The sequence below is a fragment of the Collinsella sp. AM34-10 genome (assembly GCF_003469185.1).
Taxonomy (GTDB): domain Bacteria; phylum Actinomycetota; class Coriobacteriia; order Coriobacteriales; family Coriobacteriaceae; genus Collinsella.
In genome coordinates this window covers 156,345-174,058 of sequence record NZ_QSIL01000004.1, presented here as the reverse complement: position 1 = coordinate 174,058, position 17,714 = coordinate 156,345, and the positions used below count along the sequence as shown (strand labels likewise).

Genomic DNA, 17,714 nt, shown 5'->3' with positions numbered 1-17,714 from the left:
TTCAAACGGATACAAGAGTACCACCGGTCGCAACGGGGCCGAATAGCGGTCTCAAACCGCACCGAATCGGCAGCCGCTAGACCGGGGTGGATCGCGCGATCCAACCATGCTCTTATCAACTCTAAATGATCCGTTTTCCTCCGTCCCCAACGGATCAATAAGAAAAGAGGGGCTGTCCCACGTTGATGGGACAGCCCCTCTGGCCTCGATATGTGCGAAACGGCTCGCTAGTAACCCTGGCCGTAGCCTTGACCCTGGCCCTGCTGGCCCAACAGCTCCTCCAGGTACTGGCGCAACTGCTCGTCGGTGATGCCGCCGTTGCCGGTGTCGGTCGCGCTGTCGTCCTGCTGCTGGCTCTGCAGCTCCTCGTCAGAGCCCAACTCAACCGTGACCTTCTTCTCGTCCTTGCCGCGCATGAGCGTGATCTCGACCTTCTCGCCCACCTCGTGGCTGCGCAGCGCAATGATCAGGCCATCGGCACTCGTAATCTCATCGTCGCCCAGCTTGGTAATGACATCGCCCTCTTGGACGCCAGCCTTGGCGGCAGGACCGTCCTCGACGACGCTTGCCACATACGCGCCGCTATCGGTGCTCAGCTTGTTGGTGCGGGCGTTGAGCGCATTGACGCTCGAAAGCGTAGCGCCCATGTATGGGTGCACCGGCGTCTTGCCGTCGATGATCTGGTCGGCAATGTTCTTGGCGTAGTTAACCGGAATGGCAAAACCCACGCCCGAGCTGGAGCCCGAGTAGCTCTCGATGAGCGAGTTGATACCCACCAGCTCGCCATTGTCGTTGACGAGTGCGCCGCCGGAGTTGCCCGGGTTGATGGCGGCATCGGTCTGGATCATGTTGGCGTAGATGGTGTTGCCGCTGGTAGAGCTCATGGCCGTGGAGCGATACAGCGCCGACACGATACCCGTGGAGACAGACTGCTCGTTGCCGAACGGCGAGCCGATCGCCATGACCCACTCGCCCACGTTGAGCTTGGAGGAGTCACCGATCTCAATCGGCGTGAGCTTGGAGGCGTCAGCATCCTTGAGCTTGATGACGGCCAGGTCGCTCGAAGCATCGTTGCCCACGAACTCGGCCTCGTACGTGGTTCCGTCGTCCATGGTCACCACGTACTGGTCATAGCCATCGACCACATGGTTGTTGGTGAGGATGTGGCCCTCGGTATCGAGCACAACGCCCGAACCGACGCTGCCCGAACTATCCGACTCGTCAGCAGACTGCGAAAGCGAGCCATTCTGGCTACCGCTCGAAGTGGCGGTGATGGAAACGACGGAGGGCAATGCCTTGGCAGAAACGGCCTCAGCCAGCGTGGTGTCCTCGGAGTCGATCGTGATCTTTTGCGTCGACGAACCCGAAGCACCCGCCGTCACGGCATTCTTTCCGCCGCCGATATCGAGTGTGCCACTCATAATGAGTGCGATGACCAACAGGGCGCCGCAGGCACAGCCGGCGAGTGCCGTAATAAAGATCGGCAGCTTTTTGGTCTTAGTCTTGACCACTGTGTGCTTGTTTACAACCTGCTGGCTGCCCAGCGGCTTGCCAGTCTGTGTGTCGTAGGCCTGCACGTAGGGAATGTTGCTGTCGGCAGGCGTCGACTCCACCTGCACGCGCGGCTGCTGCTGGGTCTCGCCGGCGTTGCCCGCGTCCTGGGGACGCTGAGAATCGTTCTCGCTCATAGCTGCGATCCTTTCGTCAAATAACCAAAGGCCCGCCAAACACGTGGCGGGCCATCATTGTTCACGTTGAGTTGTACCCCAATATGCGGGTGCACGTGTATGAGAACGCAATCTTTTAGGAAGGCTTAAGTTCTGTTGCGGACCCGAAAGGAACCCACGCATGCGGCAAAACCACCACAAAGGTGCCTGTCCCCTTTGTGGCGAAAAGCTAGTCCTTAAACAGATAGCCCACGCCGCGGACGGTGGTGATATGTGCCGCGATCTGCGGGCCCACCTTGGAGCGGATGCGTCGGATGTGCACGTCGACGGTACGCGTACCGCCGCAGTACTCAAAGCCCCACACGCGGTGCAGCAGTACCTCGCGGCTGTAGGCACGGTTGGGATGCGTCGCCAAAAAGCTCAGCAGCGAGTACTCCATCAGCGTCAGGTCGATGGGCTCGCTATCGAGCGTCACCTGGTAGGTAGCCAGGTTAATCTCGAGGTTGTCGATGTTGAGCACATCGTCGGCGGCGACGGTCTCCTCCTCGCCCATCAGGCGCTGCGCGCGAGCCTTGAGCTCGTTGGGCGTCGCCGTGGGGCATACAAAGTCGGCATGCGCGTGATTGGGCAGGCGCAAGGTACCGAGCGCCTCGTCGTCGACAATCACCAACATGGGGACGCCGCCGCGATCGTCAAGCCACTTGGCAATCTGATCGATGCGGTCGCTGCGGATGCCATCGGAATCGAGGATCAGCAGGTCGAAGTCGTGCGCCGCAGTCGGCGAATCGGGGGTGGCCAGGCTCACCTCGACACCCAGGGTGGTCGTCAAGCTGCGGGCAAACTCGTGGAAGCGCGTCGTGCGCGCCATGAACAGGGCACTCTTTTCGGACATATCGGCCTCCAAGGAAATGAGCTCAATCGTACTGGAACAAGCCAGCGCGATTAGGAGTTCGCCAGGTAGTGCTTGATCTCCCACTCGGTGATCGTAGACTCAAACTTATGCCACTCGTCGCGCTTCTTTTTGAGGAAGAAGCTGTGGATGTGCTCGCCGAGGGCATCCTTCATAAACTGCGAGTCCTCAAACACGTCGAGTGCCTCTTTAAGCGAGCGCGGCAGCGGCGTGTAGCCGGCCTCGGCCATCTGACGGTCGGTAAGCTTGAGTGTCTCGGCCGTGGCCTCGGGCGGGAGCTCCAGCTTGCGCTCGATGCCGTCGAGACCAGCCGCCAGCGTGACGGCGTTGACCAGGTACGGGTTGGCCATGGGGTCGGGGCTACGAAGCTCGATGCGCGTGGACAGCTGCTTGCCGGGCTTGTAGACCGGGATGCGGACCATGCTCGCGCGGTTGCGCAGGCCCCACGTGGCGTACTGCGGCACGGAGTCGCCACCCGTGGTGATGCGCTTGTACGAGTTGACCGTGGGGTTGGTGATGGCGCTGATCTCGCGGGCATGCGCCAGGATGCCGGCCATATAGTGCTTGGCAACGTCGGAGAGATGGTACTTCTCGTCGCCCTCGCCCCAAAAGACGTTGTTGCCGTCGTGGTCGAACAGCGACTGATGCAAAAACATGGCGCTGCCATCCTCGCCCGCCAACGGCTTGGGCATAAAGGAGGCGTGGCAACCGCTCTCGTAGGCCTGCTGCTTAATGATGAGTTTGGCCGTGGTGATGGCGTCGGACATGCTCAGGGCCTCGGCGTGACGCAGGCTCATGCCGTGCTGCGAGCGGCCGGCGGCGTGGAAGGTGTACTCCACGGGCACGGACATCTTCTCGAGCGTGAGGACCGTATTGCGACGCAGGTCGCGGGCGGCATCGCTCACCGAAAGATCGAAGTAGCCCACGTTGTCGAGCGGCTCGGGGGTGTGTTCGTCGGGGAAGTAGTAATACTCCAGCTCAGCGCCCACGTTGAGCAGATAGCCAGCTTTCTCGGCCTTGCGGAACATTCGGCGCAGGGCATCGCGCGGGTCGCCGGCAAACGGCTTGCGATCGGGAGTGCACACGTCGCAGAACACGCGGGCGACGCCATTATGGCTCGGGCGCCACGGCAAAATCTGGAAGGTCGAAGCATCGGGGAACGCCAGCATGTCAGCTTCCTCAGGCGTGGCAAAGCCCTCGATGGCGGAGCCGTCAAAGCCAATACCCTCCTCAAAAGCGACCTCGAGGTCCTCGGGGCTAATGGCAAAGTTCTTGAGGCGGCCGAGAATGTCGACAAACCACAGACGCACAAAGCGGATGTCACGCTGCTCTACGGAGCGGAGTACGTAATCGATGTTCTGCTGGTTCATGTCGCTCCCCTTTCTTTCGGGCGGGTTTCGACTGGTCTATATCGCAGATACTATCGCAGAAAAATGTTTCCGCAGGGTTAAAGCGTATCAAGCGCTCAAAAAACGTGCGCGAACAGGCAGTTGCGAACGAACGGCTAGCGCGAGGTCGAGGCGCGGTGTTCGATGTGGCCGGGGATCTCGATGCACTTGGGCGCCAGCTTTGCGGCCTCGCCCACGGTGGTGGTAACAACGTCGATGCGCTCGAACAGGCGCTCGACTACGCGCTCGGCAATGGTAAGGGTGTCTTGCGCGGCCGTGGTCACACCGCCAAAGAGCACGTGGTTCCAGGGGTAATCGTCAAACGTCGCAATCTTGAGGCCAGCCGGCAACGAAGGTCCCAACTGTGCCAGTGCCTCGGTCAGACGCAGAAAGACCAGGCCGTTGACGGCAATGAGGCCGAGCTTTTTACCCGCATAACCGCGGATGGTCTCGTCCAGGCGACTGACGCCCGTGGCGCCACCGTCGGCCAGGGTGACGACCTCGCCCGCAAGGCCGCGTCGCGAAAGCTCGTCGACAAAGGCCTCGGCGCGCTCGCGACGCACGGGGCTGCCGTCGCTTGCCTCGGTGAGCAGGCACAGGCGCTCGCTGCCCGCAGCAGCCAAGGCGTCTACCAGGCCGGCGACCAGCTCACGGTTGTTGGAGGTCACCAGATCGATGCCACCGTCGGCAACGTCGCGGTCGAGCAGTACAACGGGCAGGCGCCCCGCGGCCGCGGCGATTGCCTCGTCGTTACCGCCGCAGGTATTGACGACCAGGCCGTCCACGCCGGCGTCGATAAGCCTGGTGAGCGACTCCGCTTCCTTAGCGGGGTCGTTGCCGCTAATGGCCGTCATGAGCGAGCAGCCGCGCGCGGCGGCGCTGACGGAAAGCCCTTCGAGCATGGCGCTGGAGAACGGGTTGGCGATGTCGGCCAGGATCACGCCGATGAGGTTGGTGCGCGAGCTGCGTAGATTGCGCGCGGCGGCACGCGGGCGATAGCCGGTGCGCTCGATAACCGCCGCGATGCGAGCACGGGTTTCCTCGGTCATTTGCCCGGGGCGGTTGTTGAGATAGCGCGAGACCGTGGCCGGGCTCACGCCCGCCTCGGCGGCAATGTCCTTGATTCTCATCTGCGCCATAACGCACCCCGTTTCCCAATTGTCGGCGGTCTGAGCCATTTTAGGCATTTTTTAAAATTCTCAGTTGCAAAACGCTGTGGGTGAGCAGCATCGTTTTTGCGTCTCGAGCAGATGCAGTGATGGGCTAGATAGACGAGTCTTTGGACAGCTCAAAGTAGTCGGGATGCAAGGCGATAACCGGGCCCTGCTCCTCGGGCATCAGGTGCAAGTGCGTCTCTGCCAGATAGCTCGCCGTGTCGGTATCGCCCCTCTTAATGGCCTCGAGAATCCGGCGATGCTGCCGACGAATCGGCTCCCAATCCAGGTCCTGCGACACCATACGCAACCAGTTGTATCGCTCAAAATGCGTGTTGACGCTCTTCATCCAATTCCACAGCATGTGACGACCGGCAATCTCAAAACACGTCTCATGAAACAGGTTGTCCAGATCGAAAAAGCGACGCGTCTCGCTATGGTCGAGCGACTCGGACTCGGCAAGAATCTGCTCGAGCCGATGCTTTTGCTCGGGCGTGGCGGCAGAGCAGCATTTAATAAGCACGCTTCTCTCGAGTTTCTCGCGCAAGAAACAGGCATTCTCGGCGTGTTCCATGCTGATCTTAGAGACGTAGGTGCCGCTCTTGGGACGCGTTTCCACCAGCTCTTGCTCGCGCAGGCGCACAAAGGACTCGCGAATGGGCGTGCGCCCGATCCCCGTCTCCTTTTCCAGACCAATCGCCGAAAGGCGCGTGCCGGGCTTGAGCTCGGCATAGATGATCTTGGAGCGCAATGCGTTGTATGCCTGGTCTTGCAGGCTCTGATAATGCTGGTGTTGTTCCATAAAGCCCTCGGATGAAGCCCACGGTTTGTCGAATTTCACCACGTAATACTATCGCATCGACACGCCCCAGCTCCCAATCAGTCTTTTTGGGTCGGGGCTCTTTTAGCTACCCTGGCCCGCAGATCGGCCCCCTTGCCACAAAAGTGGCCCATCTACTACATTAACACGGATAGCCTCGGCCATACCGAAAACCGTGAAAACAAAACCGCAGGTAGACAGCTTGTCGATTTTCGAAAAAGCCGACTATGGTTGACCTCTGCGGCTTAAACGTAGTAGATAGGCCCTTTTCGTGGCGCAGCACTACTGCACCCCAAATTGGCACCCCGAGCCTGTTATAAGTTGCTGTGAAATACGGACGGTTGATAATCAAGGCGCGCTATACGGCTTGCTATATCTCACTATACTTTGCTGTACGTCGCCATGCTTTGCTATAACTTGACAATAATCGGCCCGTTACCATCCGGGACATAACGGACCCCAAGCCAACGCTGGCTTGGGGTCCGTCTTGTACCATGGCTCTTTTTGACTATGAGCGCTCGTATTTCGTGGCCCGCCCGGTTCCCTGCCTTACGATTGCATTCCGTTCAAGCAGAGATTCGAGTGCCGTCAACGTCCGCATGCGGCTCAGCCCCGTCTGTTTTTCAATCTCGCTTCGCGATATAATTCGACCGCCCGACAAGGCCTTGAGAACCTGGACCTCTTCCTCGGACCCTTCAAGGGCATCGGTAACGGGCAATGTGACGGCCACCATGCCGCCGCGAACATCAAAAATTGGTTGATTGATCGAATCGCGATAGGCACGTCTAATGCGCGCGATTCCCGTACCAAATTTCTCGATGTAATCCAGCTTTAAGAAGGCCTCTGCAACGATGGGGTTTCTGAGCACGGATATCTGCCCATACAGGTATTGTTCCGTCGTCAAACCGGCGGGCAGCGATCCGGGGGAGGTCACAACGACACGATCATCGTACAGGGCAATTTGAACGTTCGCTCGAACGTCCCACGTCCGATGCACCAAAGCATTTGCGACAGCTTCGCGAAACGCCTCGAGAGGAATTCGATCGGTTTGGACGCGCTCCATCCCTTCGATACGCTCATAACGGTAGTAGCGTGCAAACATAGCTACCGCCCTGTCCACCTGCTCAATTGCGGATACATTTGTCGCTGCCTCGCGATCCAAGATCACATCCTCGGTATCGCCAAAACGGACGCAGTCGATGCCCGGAAAATCATTCTTATCCGCTAAAATCGCCGCGGCATTGGTATAGCCATCCTTGCCGAGCAAGCGGAGCGTACGCAAGATATCCGACGTTAGCTCGGAAATGCCGAGGTGTTCAACACACTTATGCTCGAGCGTATGAAAGCTCAAGTCCTGGCGAGCCGACGTGAGCGCGTCGAACGTTACGTTGCTGCCTTCGAGCGTCAGCCTGCCATACTCAAACCGGTCGACCTCCACCGTTGCCGAATCGTTTCGTCTGTAGGCCTTTCCCTTGCTTCGATAGGGTTTGTCCTGCCCCTCATAAACCGTAAGGATTACGATCCCGTGTTTCTCATCGGGCTCAAGCGAATAACGGGGTGCGGGATCAAGACTGTCGTTAATCATGTTCTCGATGCGCAGGCATTCTGCAACCGGATCCGCAAGGCCGACAGCCACACCCTCGTCATCAACGCCAAACTCAATCTTGCCCGTCCCGTAGTTTGCATAGGCGCTCACCGTTTTAAGAAACGTCGGCGTAACGCTTTCCTTGTATTCGACTGTAGGGCTCTCTCTAACAACCATATGCACAACCCCCTCGTTTCGTACCATTCATAACCGTATTATAAGACGAAAACCGTTTGCGTACTGATTTATAGAAGACGCAAACGGTTTTCGTCTTGATTTGCGTACGGAATTAAGACGCATAATTTCGCTTTCGTATGGCTCAATACCGGACGCAGACTGTTTTCGTCTGTCAATACGTCTGCAATCCAAACGAAAAGAGCCCCGAGCTCGTATGAACTCGGGGCTCTTTGTGCCGCACATCTATGAGAGAAGAAATTCGATGCGTACGGACGCTACTCCATGAAGCCGCCCTGGGATGGCGGCAACCTCGTCAATGGGGTCAGGTTTACATGCACCAACTTGGTGCAAACCAACCTGTCCCCCACGCACCAAGGGGTTGACTAGAGCTCGCAGGCAATCTTGTAGCCGTCGCCGATGGCGTCGCGGATGTTGCCGCACTTCTGGGCATCGCCCAGTACATGGGCAGCAACGCCAGCAGCGGCAAGGTCGTCGGCCAGCTTGGTATTGGGACGATAGCCCATGGCAAGCACCAGCGTATCGGCACCGGTGATGGTGCGGACCTCGCCGTCCTTCTCGTAACTGATGGTGTCCTCGGTGATCTCGGTCACCTTGGCCTCGGTCAGCACGTGAACGCCCTTGGAGAGCATGCGCGTGATGAGCACCGCGCGACCGGCGCCGCCCTCGTTGGCGGCGAGCGTCTTGGTCATCTCGATAACGGTGACATCGCGATTGGCCGGCGAGAGGTCGTTGACCAGCGGGGCCAGGTAATCGGCCGTCTCGCAACCGACGGTGCCGCCGCCCACGATGACGATCTTCTTGCCCGGGAAAGCCTTGCCACCCAGCAGGTCGTCAGCTGTCATAACTTGCTTAAAGCCCTGCATGAAGGCCGGAGCGATGGGCTCGGCGCCATAAGCCAGGACAACCTCGTAACCTGCGTAGTCGCGCTGAATGTCCTCGGCCGAAAGCTCGGTGCCAAATACGCACTTCACGCCGGCCTCGGCCAGGCGACGGTACTGATACTTGATCACGCGCGTGAGCTCCTGCTTTGCCGGCGGAACGGCCGCGATGCGCATCTCGCCGCCCGGCTCGTCCTGCTTATCCACGAGCACCACGTTATGGCCACGCTTGGCGGCAATGTAGGCCGCCTCCATACCCGCAGGACCAGCGCCCACAACCAGTACATTCTTGGCCTCGGCGGCAGGCTCGTAGCCGGCCTCGTCGCGCTCCACGTCCGGGTTGACGGTGCAGGAGATGCGCTTGCCAAACATGATGCCGTTCAGGCAGCGCAGGCAGCCAATGCAGGGGCGGATATCATCGGCATTGCCGGCAGCGGCCTTGTTGCAGAACTCGGCATCGCACAGATTGGCGCGGCCCATCATGCAGATGTCGGCAGCGCCGTCCTCGATCAGCTCCTCGGCAATCCATGCCTCATTGATGCGGCCGACGGTGGCGACGGGAATGTTCACATGCTTCTTAATCTCGCGCGAGCAGGCGGCGTGCGAGGCCTGCTGCGTGCCGGCGGCGGGAATCGCAGAGCCGCGCTTGATGGTGGTGCCGCCCGACACATGGATCATGTCGACGCCGGCCTTCTCCAGACGACGCGAGACGTAGATCATGTCGTTGAGGGTCAGGCCGCCATCGGTGTACTCGTCGCCCGAGATACGGACGTCGATGATGAAGTCCTGGCCGCAGCGCTCACGAATCTCGGCGATAACCTCGAGCAAGAAGCGCATGCGGGCGTCGAGCGAGCCACCGTACTCGTCGGTACGCTTGTTGTAGAGCGGGGTCAAAAAGCCGCCGAGCATACCGTGGGCGTGCGCCGCATGGACCTCGACGCCATCGACGCCGGCCTTCTGCATGCGCACGGCAGCGTCGCCGAACTGATGCGTGAGCTCGTGGATCTCGTCGACCGTGATGGGGCGCGGCGCCTCGCGGGCATAGGACGGGCCCACAAAGGACGGGGCGATGAGGCGCGGCGTGCCCGGAATGTTAAAGGCCATGTAGGCGGGGTGGAAGAGCTGCGGCATGATCTTGCAGCCATACTCGTGGACGGCGGCGGCGAGCTTTTCCCAGCCGGGGATAAACGTGTCGTCGTAGCAGCACATGTCACCCGGCAGATAGGTATAGGTGGGCTCGACCGTCACGACCTCGGTGATGATCAGGCCCACGCCGCCCTTGGCACGGGCGCGGTAGTGGTCGACCAGGTCGTCGGTCACATAGCCGTGGTCGGCCAGGTTGGTAGACACCGGCGGCATAAAGACGCGGTTCTTGACCTCGGTCGTACCGACCTTGATCGGACTAAAGAGCATCGGGTAGGCGGATGACTCCATGCAGGCTTCCTTTCGTTTGAGCCGCTCGGCGGCAGTTGCTAACGACCCTATCGTATCAGCAACTGCCGCATCCGCAATCATGCATGCCCAAACGCCGGTCGGCTAATGAATACCGCGGCCCAAGTCTTCGGCGATTTTGTCTACGCCCTTAAGTGCGGCGCAGGTTTTTTTGTTGGAGCAATGTCCCGTGCAAACGCCACCTTGAGCGCAGTCGGCGCAGGTGCCCTTGCGATAAATGCGCACGCACACGGCGACAAACGCAATGCCGATAACAGCCAGTACAACAATATCGATAGGTGCCATAGCAAGCCTCCTCTAGTTAACCATCACTTACTTTACCCCATTCTCAACCCACCAAAAAGGGACAGGTTTATTTTGGTCGGTTTTATCTGCGGAAACGTCACATCTCCCCCACCAAAAAGCCCGGGGGTCGCTGGGACACCCGGGCTTTTGGAAAGGGGCTAATCCTTATTCGGACTTAGGCGGAAACCGTGGCAGAAGCGGTGCTGGTCTCGTCCTCGTCGGTCCAAACATGCTTGGGCATGGGGCGGAAGATCTGGAAGAGCATCGCAACGAGCAGCACGATGGCCACAACCGTCCAGACACCAAACTGTCCCAGCACAAACAGGTTGTAGAACTGGTTGATGAACAGGCCGATGACCCAAGCAAAGGCGCATTCGTAACCGATGGCGATCGCGGTCCACTTGCCGGAGTCCATCTGGTTGCGGATGGTGCCCATGGCGGCAAAGCAAGGAGCGCACAGCAGGTTGAAAGCGCCAAAGGCAACGCAAGCGCCCATGGTCGGGAACATGGCTGCAAACGCGGTCCACAGGCTCGGGTCGGTCTCGGCGGCGTCGGCAACGGACAGCAGCGAGCCGGCGGTGGCGACGACGTTCTCCTTGGCGACAAGGCCCGAGACGGTCAGCGCCGTGGCCTGCCAGGTGCTAAAGCCGAGCGGGGCGAAGATCCAAGCGACCAGGTTGCCGAGCATGGCAAGCACGGAGTAATCCATAAACTCCTCGGGGATGCCGTCCATCGCAGGCAGGAAGCCAAAGGAGCCGTTGTAGCTACCAAAGTTGGAGAGGAACCAAACGACGACGGTGGACGCAAAGATGACCGTGCCGGCCTTCTTGATAAAGGCCCAGCAGCGCTCCCACACGTGCAGCGCCCAAGAGCGGATCGCCGGGAAGTGGTAGGCAGGGAGCTCCATGACGAACGGCGTCGGGCGACCGGCGAAGAGCTTGGTCTTCTTGAGCATGAGGCCCGAGGCGATGACGGCAAAGACGCCCAGGAAGTAGAAGAGCGGGCTGATCCATGCGGCGGTGGTGGAAGAATCGCCGATGATGGAACCCATGAGCAGGGCAATAATCGGCAGCTTGGCGCCGCAGGGGATGAACGTGGTGGTCATGACCGTCATGCGGCGGTCCTTCTCGTTCTCGATGGTCTTGGTGGCCATGACGCCGGGGACGCCGCAGCCCGAGGACACGAGCATCGGGATGAAGGACTTACCGGACAGGCCAAAGCGGCGGAACACGCGGTCCATGATGAAGGCGACGCGGGCCATGTAGCCGCAGTCCTCCAGGAAAGACAGCATGATAAAGAGCAGGAACATCTGCGGCACAAAGCCGAAGATGGCGCCCAGGCCGCCGACGATGCCGTCACAGACGAGCGAATCGACCAGACCACCGTCCTCGGTGCCACCGGCCACAAGGGCGTCGTGCACCACGGTGGTGAGACCCGGGACATAGGGGCCAAACTCCGCCGGGTCGACCGAGTCGGCGTCGTCGCCCGCGGCCTCGACAGCCTCATCGTAGGCGTCGCGACCCTGGCCGAGCACATACCAGCCGTCGGTGCCGAAGAGCTGGTCGTTGGTGAAGTCGGTCACCGTGCCGCCCAGGGTGGAAACGGCAATGTAGTACACGCAGAACATGATGACCACAAAGATCGGCAGACCCAGGATACGGTTGGTAACCACGCGGTCGATCTTCTCGGAGGTACTCATCTTGGCCGGAGCCTTGGTGAGGCACTCGTCAATAATGTGGGCGATCACGCCGTAGCGCTCGCCGGTGATGATGGACTCGGCATCGTCGTCGCAATCCTGCTCGCACTGGGCGACCAGCTGCTCAACGCGATCGGCCTTCTCCTTGGTGAGGTTGATGAGCTTGCAGGCGTCCGCATCGCGCTCAAACAGCTTGACGGCGTAGTAGCGACGCTTGTTGGCGGGAACGCTCGCCGGCAGGTTGTTCTCGATGTGGGTCAGAACGTCCTCGATAGAAGAATCGAACTTGTGCTCCGGCACCTGGCCCTTGGAAGCAGCGGACTTCTTGACCTGCTCGAACAGCTCCTTGATACCCTTGTTCTTAAGGGCCGAGATCATCATGACCGGGCAGCCGAGCTTCTTGGAAAGCTTGTCCGTGTCGATCTTATCGCCGTTCTTCTCGACCAAATCGGCCATGTTGAGGGCGACGACCACGGGCAGGCCGGTCTCGACGACCTGAAGTGCCAGGTACAGGTTGCGCTCAAGGTTGGTCGCGTCGACAACCTGGACGACCACATCGGGCTCGCCGCTCATGAGGTAGTCGCGCGAGCACTGCTCCTCGGGGCTGTAGGGGGAAAGCGAGTAGATGCCGGGGAGGTCCGTAATCGTGACGTTCTTGTCACTCAGGAGCTTGGCTTCCTTTTTCTCAACCGTGACGCCGGGCCAGTTGCCAACGTAGCCGTTGGCGCCGGTGATCAGGTTGAAAAGCGTGGTCTTGCCGCAGTTGGGGTTACCCGCCAGCGCGACATGGATCTGAGAATCCGCCATTCAATCCTTCTTCCTTGTGTGCCCGCGCTGCTTTCTCCGCGCGGGCTGGATAATGTGCTTCAACACTGCATTATTGAGTTAGAAAAACCTAACTTTATCTGCAGAAATATGTGCCGCCGGCCCTTACTGGACCTCGACGACGGCAGCCTCCTCCTTGCGGATGGAGAGCTCGTAGCCGCGCACGTTGATCTCGACCGGATCTCCGAGCGGTGCAACCTTTACGACCTTGAACGAAGTGCCCTTGATGAGCCCCAGGTCCATAAGGTGACGGCGAAGTGCGCCCTCGCCGTGAAGTTTGACAATGGTAGAGCTCTCGCCCACCTTAACGTCACCCAACGTCTTCATATTCTTTTCCCCCTTTCAGCTTTTATGGAATGCTGCGAACTAACCGACAGTCATGATGTGCATGGCGACCTTGGTATCAATGCCAAAGCGCGCGCCGAGCACGGTGACGATGATATTGGCGCCACTCGAGCTCACCACGTGAACCTCACTGCCTTCGACAAAGCCGAGGTCCTTGAGGTGGTGCTTCATGTCCTCATTGCCCTTTACACGAGACACGTGCACGGTTTCGCCCGCTTTCACCATCGAAAGCGGCATGGCCGGCATCTGCGGTCCGCAAGACATGAGTGTGCTCCTAACGTCAGTTCGTCCTCAACATCGACGCAGCAAAAGTTAACCACGTCTATGTTCGCTACAGTAAACTAGCACGTGGTTAACTTTTTGGAAAGGGTCCCTATTCAGTTTTCGAAAAAGTTTCCCATACGAAACAGATGTGAAAAAGGGACTGTCCCTTCGTCACATTGTTGCGCTTTAGAGCGAGAGGTTTCTGATCGACGTGACGCACGAGGCCTCATCCACGCCCGAAACGCGGAACACAATATCCTCGCCGAACTCGCCGTAAAGAGCCATGAGCCCCATCACATCGCGGCCGTCGGTATGGCGGTCGCCGATGCTGACCGACACGTCGCTACGGTGCTTGGCAATGATGTCGTAGAGCAGCGCAACCGGGCGGGCATGCAGTCCCAACGGATCTTTAATCGTCTTTGTAAACTCGACCATATCCCCTCCCACGGCATCGCACATTCGGCCGGCAAACCCAGCCACGTGGTAGTTATTGTACCGTTAGATGCTTGTTGAGGGCGGGATGGAAACCGCATCCCACTTCGAGCGTCAACGATGGGACACAGTTTCCGTCACGTCCGGTCACCCCATGCCCTCGCAACGCCCGCGCACAAAAAACGAGGGAAGGCACACGTCCTTCCCTCGTTGCAAGCAATAGGTAGCTGCTTGCCTACATCAGGCGCAGGCTGACGTCCTTGAGCTGGGCGCCGCTAACGGCACTCGGGGCGCCCGACATGAGGTCGGAGCCGCTGGCCGTCTTGGGGAACGCCATGACGTCGCGGATGGAGTCGGAACCGGTGAGCAGCATGCACACGCGGTCCAGGCCCAGAGCAAAACCGCCCATCGGGGGCGCACCAAACTTGAGCGCCTCCATGAGGAAGCCGAACTGCGACTCGGCGCGCTCCTCGGTAAAGCCCAGGAGCTTGAGCATGGACATCTGCATCTCGGCGTTGTGGATACGCATACCGCCACCACCGGCCTCAAAGCCGTCCATGACAAAGTCGTAGGTGCAGGAACCGGCTGCCAACGGGTCGGCCTCGATCTTGGCGATGTCGGTCTCGGTCGGCAGAGTGAACGGCTGATGCTCGGCGGCATAAGCCTTGCGGTCCTCATCCCAGTGGAACAGCGGGAAGTTGACGACCCACAGGAAGTCGTGGCCCTCGCGCTTGATCTCGAGTGCGTTGGCCATGTGGGAACGCATGCCGCCCAGGATCTCGTCAGAGAGCAGGCGCGGGCCGGCGGCGAACATCACGAGGTCGCCAGGCTCGACGTCCATGCGCTCGCGCAGAGCAGCCATCTCCTCGTCCGAGAAGAACTTGACGATGGGGCTGTTGATGGAGCCGTCCTCGCGGAAGGCGATCCAGGCCAGGCCCTTGGCGCCAAACGTGGAGGCCACGCCGGCGAGCTTATCGATCTTGGCACGTGCCCAGGCGCCGGCGCCCTTGGCGTTGATGGCCTTGACGACAGAGCCCTCCTCGTTCGCGGCAGTCGCAAAGACCTTGAACTTGGAGTTGGCAAAGATGTCGGTCAGGTCGACCAGGTGCATACCATAGCGGGTATCGGGCTTGTCGGAGCCATAGGTGTCCATGGCCTCCCAGTAGTCCATGCGACGCAGCGGCGTGGGCATCTCGACACCCATGCGGCCGAAGGCATCGGACAGAACTTCCTCGAGCGCGCTCATGACGTCGTTCTGGTCCACGAAGGACATCTCGATATCGACCTGGGTGAACTCGGGCTGACGGTCGGCACGCAGGTCCTCGTCGCGGAAGCACTTGGCAACCTGGTAGTAGCGCTCGACGCCACCGACCATGAGCAGCTGCTTCAGGAGCTGCGGGGACTGCGGCAGGGCGTAGAAGTTACCCGGCTGAATACGGCTGGGAACGATGAAGTCGCGGGCGCCCTCGGGCGTGGACTTGAACAGGGAGGGCGTCTCGACCTCCATGAACTCACGGTTGTACAGTGCCTCGCGAATGGCAAAGGTAAAGTCGGAGCGCAGCTTGAGGTTGGCCATCATCTCGGGACGGCGAAGGTCCAGATAGCGATAGCGCAGGCGGGTGTCCTCGCTGGTCTCGATGCCGTCCTCGATCTGGAACGGCGGGGTGACGGACGTGTTGAGCACCTCGGCGTGGTCGGTCAGGACCTCGATCTCGCCGGTCGCGAGCTTAGTGTTGGTGGTCTCCTCGCCACGGGCGCGCACGACGCCGTGGATCTTGATGGGCCACTCGGGGCGCATGGTCTCGGCGATCTTAAAGGCATCGCCGTCGGAGTGCTCGGGGTCGAAGGTGAGCTGCGTGATGCCCTCGCGGTCGCGAAGGTCGCAGAAAATAAGGCCGCCGTGGTCGCGGCGACGGCTCACCCAACCGGTGAGGGTGACCTCTTCGCCCACGTTCTCGAAGCGAAGCTCGCCGCAGGTACGGGTGTGCATGGAATGCTCATCGATGGGACGGGTCTGGCTCATACCAGTGATCCTCCTTTATGGATCTGTGCCGCCCCGTGTCGTTCCGGGCGGCGTCGTACAGATTTGCCCAGCCTGCGTAAACCGCGCAGCCAGACATGGCGTTCTATCTTATCGCACCCGCGTCGATGTGCCGCGAAAAAGTAGCTCTTGCCCAAAGACTTGACGGAGACGAAACAATTGACGCGGCCTGGCCGTCGCCAAGGCGCGCCGCGTGCGACAATGTGCCCCAATACAACTGCACTCGGAAAGGCCCGCCATGACTGCACGCCTCATCGTTATGGATATCGACTCCACGCTCATCAACCAGGAAGTCATCGACCTGTTGGGCGAGGAGGCCGGCGTGGGCGAGCAGGTGGCACAGATCACCGAACGCGCCATGCGCGGCGAGCTTGACTTTAAGCAGGCGCTCGAAGAGCGCGTGGGGCTGCTTGCCGGCTTGGATGAGAGCGTGTTCGAACGCACCTTTGAGCGCGTGACATTTACCCCCGGCGCGCTGGAGCTTGTGCGCTCGGCACACAGCAAGGGCTGGAAGGTTGGCGTGGTAAGCGGCGGCTTTCACGAGGTCGCCGACAAGATCGTGGCCGCCGCGGGCATCGACTTTTGCCTCGCTAACCGCCTGGAGGTCGTGGACGGCAAGCTCACCGGCAAGCTGGCGGCAAACATTGTGACCAAGGAATCCAAGCTCATCCAGCTGCAGGACTGGGCAGTTGAGTGCGGCGTCGACATGGCCCACACGGTCGCTATTGGCGACGGGGCAAACGACATCCCCATGATCCAGGCCGCGGGCACGGGCATCGCGTTTTGCGCCAAGCCCAAGACGCGCGAAGCCGCCCCGTTTGCCATCGATGAGCGCAACCTGATGCTCGCCATGGACATCATCCTGCGCGACTAGTCGATCCTTCTAACAAGAGAATCAGTCTGTCCTATAGTTTCCGAACAATTTTGTCTTAGTGTTCGGAAACTACCCTTCTCGTGCTAGACTTTGCGCCGTCGAAGGGAACATATATGGATAAGCGAGATCTTGAGCAGTTGCTGAGCGATGTTGCCGGCGGAGCAGTCGCCCCGGCAGTCGCCCTCACGCGCATCCAGACGGCGCCGACCGCCGACCTGGGCTTTGCACAGCTCGATCTTTCGCGCGGGGTGCGCCAGGGAGCCGGCGAGGTTATCTACGGCGCCGGTAAAACCGCCGAGCAGATTGCCGCCATTATCGAAGCGCTTCTCGATGCAGGCCAGGGACACGTCCTGGTCACGCGGCTCGATGCCGATAAGGCTGCGCGCACCGCTGAGCTTCTTGCCGACGACATCGACCTTGGATATATCCCGAACGCACAGCTCGCCCTCGTGGGCGGCAAGCCCTCCCCTACTGGCAACGGACGCATCGTCGTCGCCTGCGCCGGCACGAGCGACCTGCCCGTCGCCGAAGAGGCCGCACTGACGGCCGAGTTCTACGGCAACGAAGTCGATCGTCTTTACGACGTGGGCGTCGCCGGCCTGCACCGCCTGCTCGCTCATGCCGAGGAACTTGCCCAGGCACAGGTGGTCATCGCCATCGCCGGCATGGAAGGCGCCCTGGCGAGCGTCATCGGCGGCCTGGTGAGCTGTCCGGTCATCGCCGTTCCCACGAGCGTGGGCTACGGTGCAAGCTTTGGCGGCGTGGCAGCACTGCTCGCCATGCTCAATTCCTGCGCCAGCGGCGTCTCGGTCGTCAATATCGACAACGGCTTTGGTGCCGCCTACCAGGCAAGTCTTATCAATCATCTGAGCGCCGGCACGTCCTACGCCCATTAAGGAG

Annotated in this window: 15 protein-coding genes; 2 read left to right on the top strand and 13 right to left on the bottom strand. The window is 60.2% G+C overall.

Annotated elements, in window-relative coordinates:
* Window positions 1-227: 227 nt before the first annotated feature.
* The 13 genes from DW823_RS05395 to aspS all read right to left on the bottom strand — a co-directional run bounded on the left by DW823_RS05395 (window position 228) and on the right by aspS (window position 15,922).
* The gene (locus tag DW823_RS05395; protein WP_118080890.1) at window positions 228-1,688 is read right to left on the bottom strand and encodes a S1C family serine protease; all 1,461 of its coding nucleotides are present in this window, start codon (window positions 1,686-1,688) and stop codon (window positions 228-230) included.
* Between the two features lie 208 nt (window positions 1,689-1,896).
* Window positions 1,897-2,559 carry a response regulator transcription factor gene (locus tag DW823_RS05390; protein WP_118080888.1) on the bottom strand — a complete coding sequence of 221 codons (663 nt, stop codon included), beginning with the start codon at window positions 2,557-2,559 and terminating at the stop codon, window positions 1,897-1,899.
* A gap of 50 nt (window positions 2,560-2,609) precedes the next feature.
* Window positions 2,610-3,947 (bottom strand): glutamine synthetase family protein, encoded by a 1,338-nt coding sequence (locus DW823_RS05385; RefSeq protein WP_118080886.1) that lies wholly within the window; start codon window positions 3,945-3,947, stop codon window positions 2,610-2,612.
* 134 nt (window positions 3,948-4,081) lie between these two features.
* On the bottom strand, window positions 4,082-5,104 hold the full coding sequence (locus DW823_RS05380) for a LacI family DNA-binding transcriptional regulator (protein ID WP_158567272.1): 1,023 nt from the start codon (window positions 5,102-5,104) through the stop codon (window positions 4,082-4,084).
* A gap of 124 nt (window positions 5,105-5,228) precedes the next feature.
* The gene (locus DW823_RS05375; RefSeq protein ID WP_118080984.1) at window positions 5,229-5,921 is read right to left on the bottom strand and encodes a GntR family transcriptional regulator; all 693 of its coding nucleotides are present in this window, start codon (window positions 5,919-5,921) and stop codon (window positions 5,229-5,231) included.
* A 526-nt stretch (window positions 5,922-6,447) separates the two neighbouring features.
* A complete protein-coding gene (locus DW823_RS05370; protein WP_118080882.1) occupies window positions 6,448-7,701 on the bottom strand; it encodes an ATP-binding protein in 1,254 nt (417 codons plus the stop codon).
* Between the two features lie 383 nt (window positions 7,702-8,084).
* The gene (locus tag DW823_RS05365; protein ID WP_118080880.1) at window positions 8,085-10,034 is read right to left on the bottom strand and encodes an NAD(P)/FAD-dependent oxidoreductase; all 1,950 of its coding nucleotides are present in this window, start codon (window positions 10,032-10,034) and stop codon (window positions 8,085-8,087) included.
* A 102-nt stretch (window positions 10,035-10,136) separates the two neighbouring features.
* The gene (locus DW823_RS05360; RefSeq protein WP_117634210.1) at window positions 10,137-10,337 is read right to left on the bottom strand and encodes a hypothetical protein; all 201 of its coding nucleotides are present in this window, start codon (window positions 10,335-10,337) and stop codon (window positions 10,137-10,139) included.
* Window positions 10,338-10,512: 175 nt separating this feature from the next.
* Window positions 10,513-12,840, bottom strand: a complete 2,328-nt coding sequence (locus DW823_RS05355; RefSeq protein ID WP_118080878.1) for a ferrous iron transporter B — start codon at window positions 12,838-12,840, stop codon at window positions 10,513-10,515.
* Between the two features lie 123 nt (window positions 12,841-12,963).
* Window positions 12,964-13,185 (bottom strand): FeoA family protein, encoded by a 222-nt coding sequence (locus DW823_RS05350; RefSeq protein ID WP_006234774.1) that lies wholly within the window; start codon window positions 13,183-13,185, stop codon window positions 12,964-12,966.
* A gap of 39 nt (window positions 13,186-13,224) precedes the next feature.
* Complete coding sequence (locus DW823_RS05345; RefSeq protein ID WP_231500839.1) at window positions 13,225-13,467, bottom strand: FeoA family protein; 243 nt, start codon at window positions 13,465-13,467, stop codon at window positions 13,225-13,227.
* A 186-nt stretch (window positions 13,468-13,653) separates the two neighbouring features.
* Window positions 13,654-13,902 carry an HPr family phosphocarrier protein gene (locus DW823_RS05340; protein WP_055252253.1) on the bottom strand — a complete coding sequence of 83 codons (249 nt, stop codon included), beginning with the start codon at window positions 13,900-13,902 and terminating at the stop codon, window positions 13,654-13,656.
* A gap of 232 nt (window positions 13,903-14,134) precedes the next feature.
* Window positions 14,135-15,922 carry an aspartate--tRNA ligase gene (aspS, locus tag DW823_RS05335; protein ID WP_118080874.1) on the bottom strand — a complete coding sequence of 596 codons (1,788 nt, stop codon included), beginning with the start codon at window positions 15,920-15,922 and terminating at the stop codon, window positions 14,135-14,137.
* A gap of 256 nt (window positions 15,923-16,178) precedes the next feature.
* Here aspS and serB point away from each other — a divergent pair, with 256 nt between their 5' ends.
* Together serB and larB are read left to right on the top strand one after the other, a co-directional pair.
* Window positions 16,179-16,814 carry a phosphoserine phosphatase SerB gene (gene serB, locus DW823_RS05330; RefSeq protein WP_118080872.1) on the top strand — a complete coding sequence of 212 codons (636 nt, stop codon included), beginning with the start codon at window positions 16,179-16,181 and terminating at the stop codon, window positions 16,812-16,814.
* A gap of 113 nt (window positions 16,815-16,927) precedes the next feature.
* Window positions 16,928-17,710: a nickel pincer cofactor biosynthesis protein LarB gene (larB, locus tag DW823_RS05325; protein WP_118080870.1), complete on the top strand. Its 783-nt coding sequence runs from the start codon at window positions 16,928-16,930 to the stop codon at window positions 17,708-17,710.
* Window positions 17,711-17,714: the final 4 nt, after the last annotated feature.

Coding starts and splice junctions, on each gene's coding strand:
- DW823_RS05380 (WP_158567272.1), bottom strand. CDS start 5,104: ATGGCGCAGATGAGAATCAAGGACATTGCCGCCGAGGCGGGCGTGAGC.
- aspS (WP_118080874.1), bottom strand. CDS start 15,922: ATGAGCCAGACCCGTCCCATCGATGAGCATTCCATGCACACCCGTACC.
- larB (WP_118080870.1), top strand. CDS start 16,928: ATGGATAAGCGAGATCTTGAGCAGTTGCTGAGCGATGTTGCCGGCGGA.
- DW823_RS05355 (WP_118080878.1), bottom strand. CDS start 12,840: ATGGCGGATTCTCAGATCCATGTCGCGCTGGCGGGTAACCCCAACTGC.
- DW823_RS05385 (WP_118080886.1), bottom strand. CDS start 3,947: ATGAACCAGCAGAACATCGATTACGTACTCCGCTCCGTAGAGCAGCGT.
- DW823_RS05370 (WP_118080882.1), bottom strand. CDS start 7,701: ATGGTTGTTAGAGAGAGCCCTACAGTCGAATACAAGGAAAGCGTTACG.
- DW823_RS05390 (WP_118080888.1), bottom strand. CDS start 2,559: ATGTCCGAAAAGAGTGCCCTGTTCATGGCGCGCACGACGCGCTTCCAC.
- DW823_RS05375 (WP_118080984.1), bottom strand. CDS start 5,921: ATGGAACAACACCAGCATTATCAGAGCCTGCAAGACCAGGCATACAAC.
- DW823_RS05340 (WP_055252253.1), bottom strand. CDS start 13,902: ATGGTCGAGTTTACAAAGACGATTAAAGATCCGTTGGGACTGCATGCC.
- DW823_RS05345 (WP_231500839.1), bottom strand. CDS start 13,467: ATGTCTTGCGGACCGCAGATGCCGGCCATGCCGCTTTCGATGGTGAAA.
- DW823_RS05350 (WP_006234774.1), bottom strand. CDS start 13,185: ATGAAGACGTTGGGTGACGTTAAGGTGGGCGAGAGCTCTACCATTGTC.
- serB (WP_118080872.1), top strand. CDS start 16,179: ATGACTGCACGCCTCATCGTTATGGATATCGACTCCACGCTCATCAAC.
- DW823_RS05395 (WP_118080890.1), bottom strand. CDS start 1,688: ATGAGCGAGAACGATTCTCAGCGTCCCCAGGACGCGGGCAACGCCGGC.
- DW823_RS05365 (WP_118080880.1), bottom strand. CDS start 10,034: ATGGAGTCATCCGCCTACCCGATGCTCTTTAGTCCGATCAAGGTCGGT.
- DW823_RS05360 (WP_117634210.1), bottom strand. CDS start 10,337: ATGGCACCTATCGATATTGTTGTACTGGCTGTTATCGGCATTGCGTTT.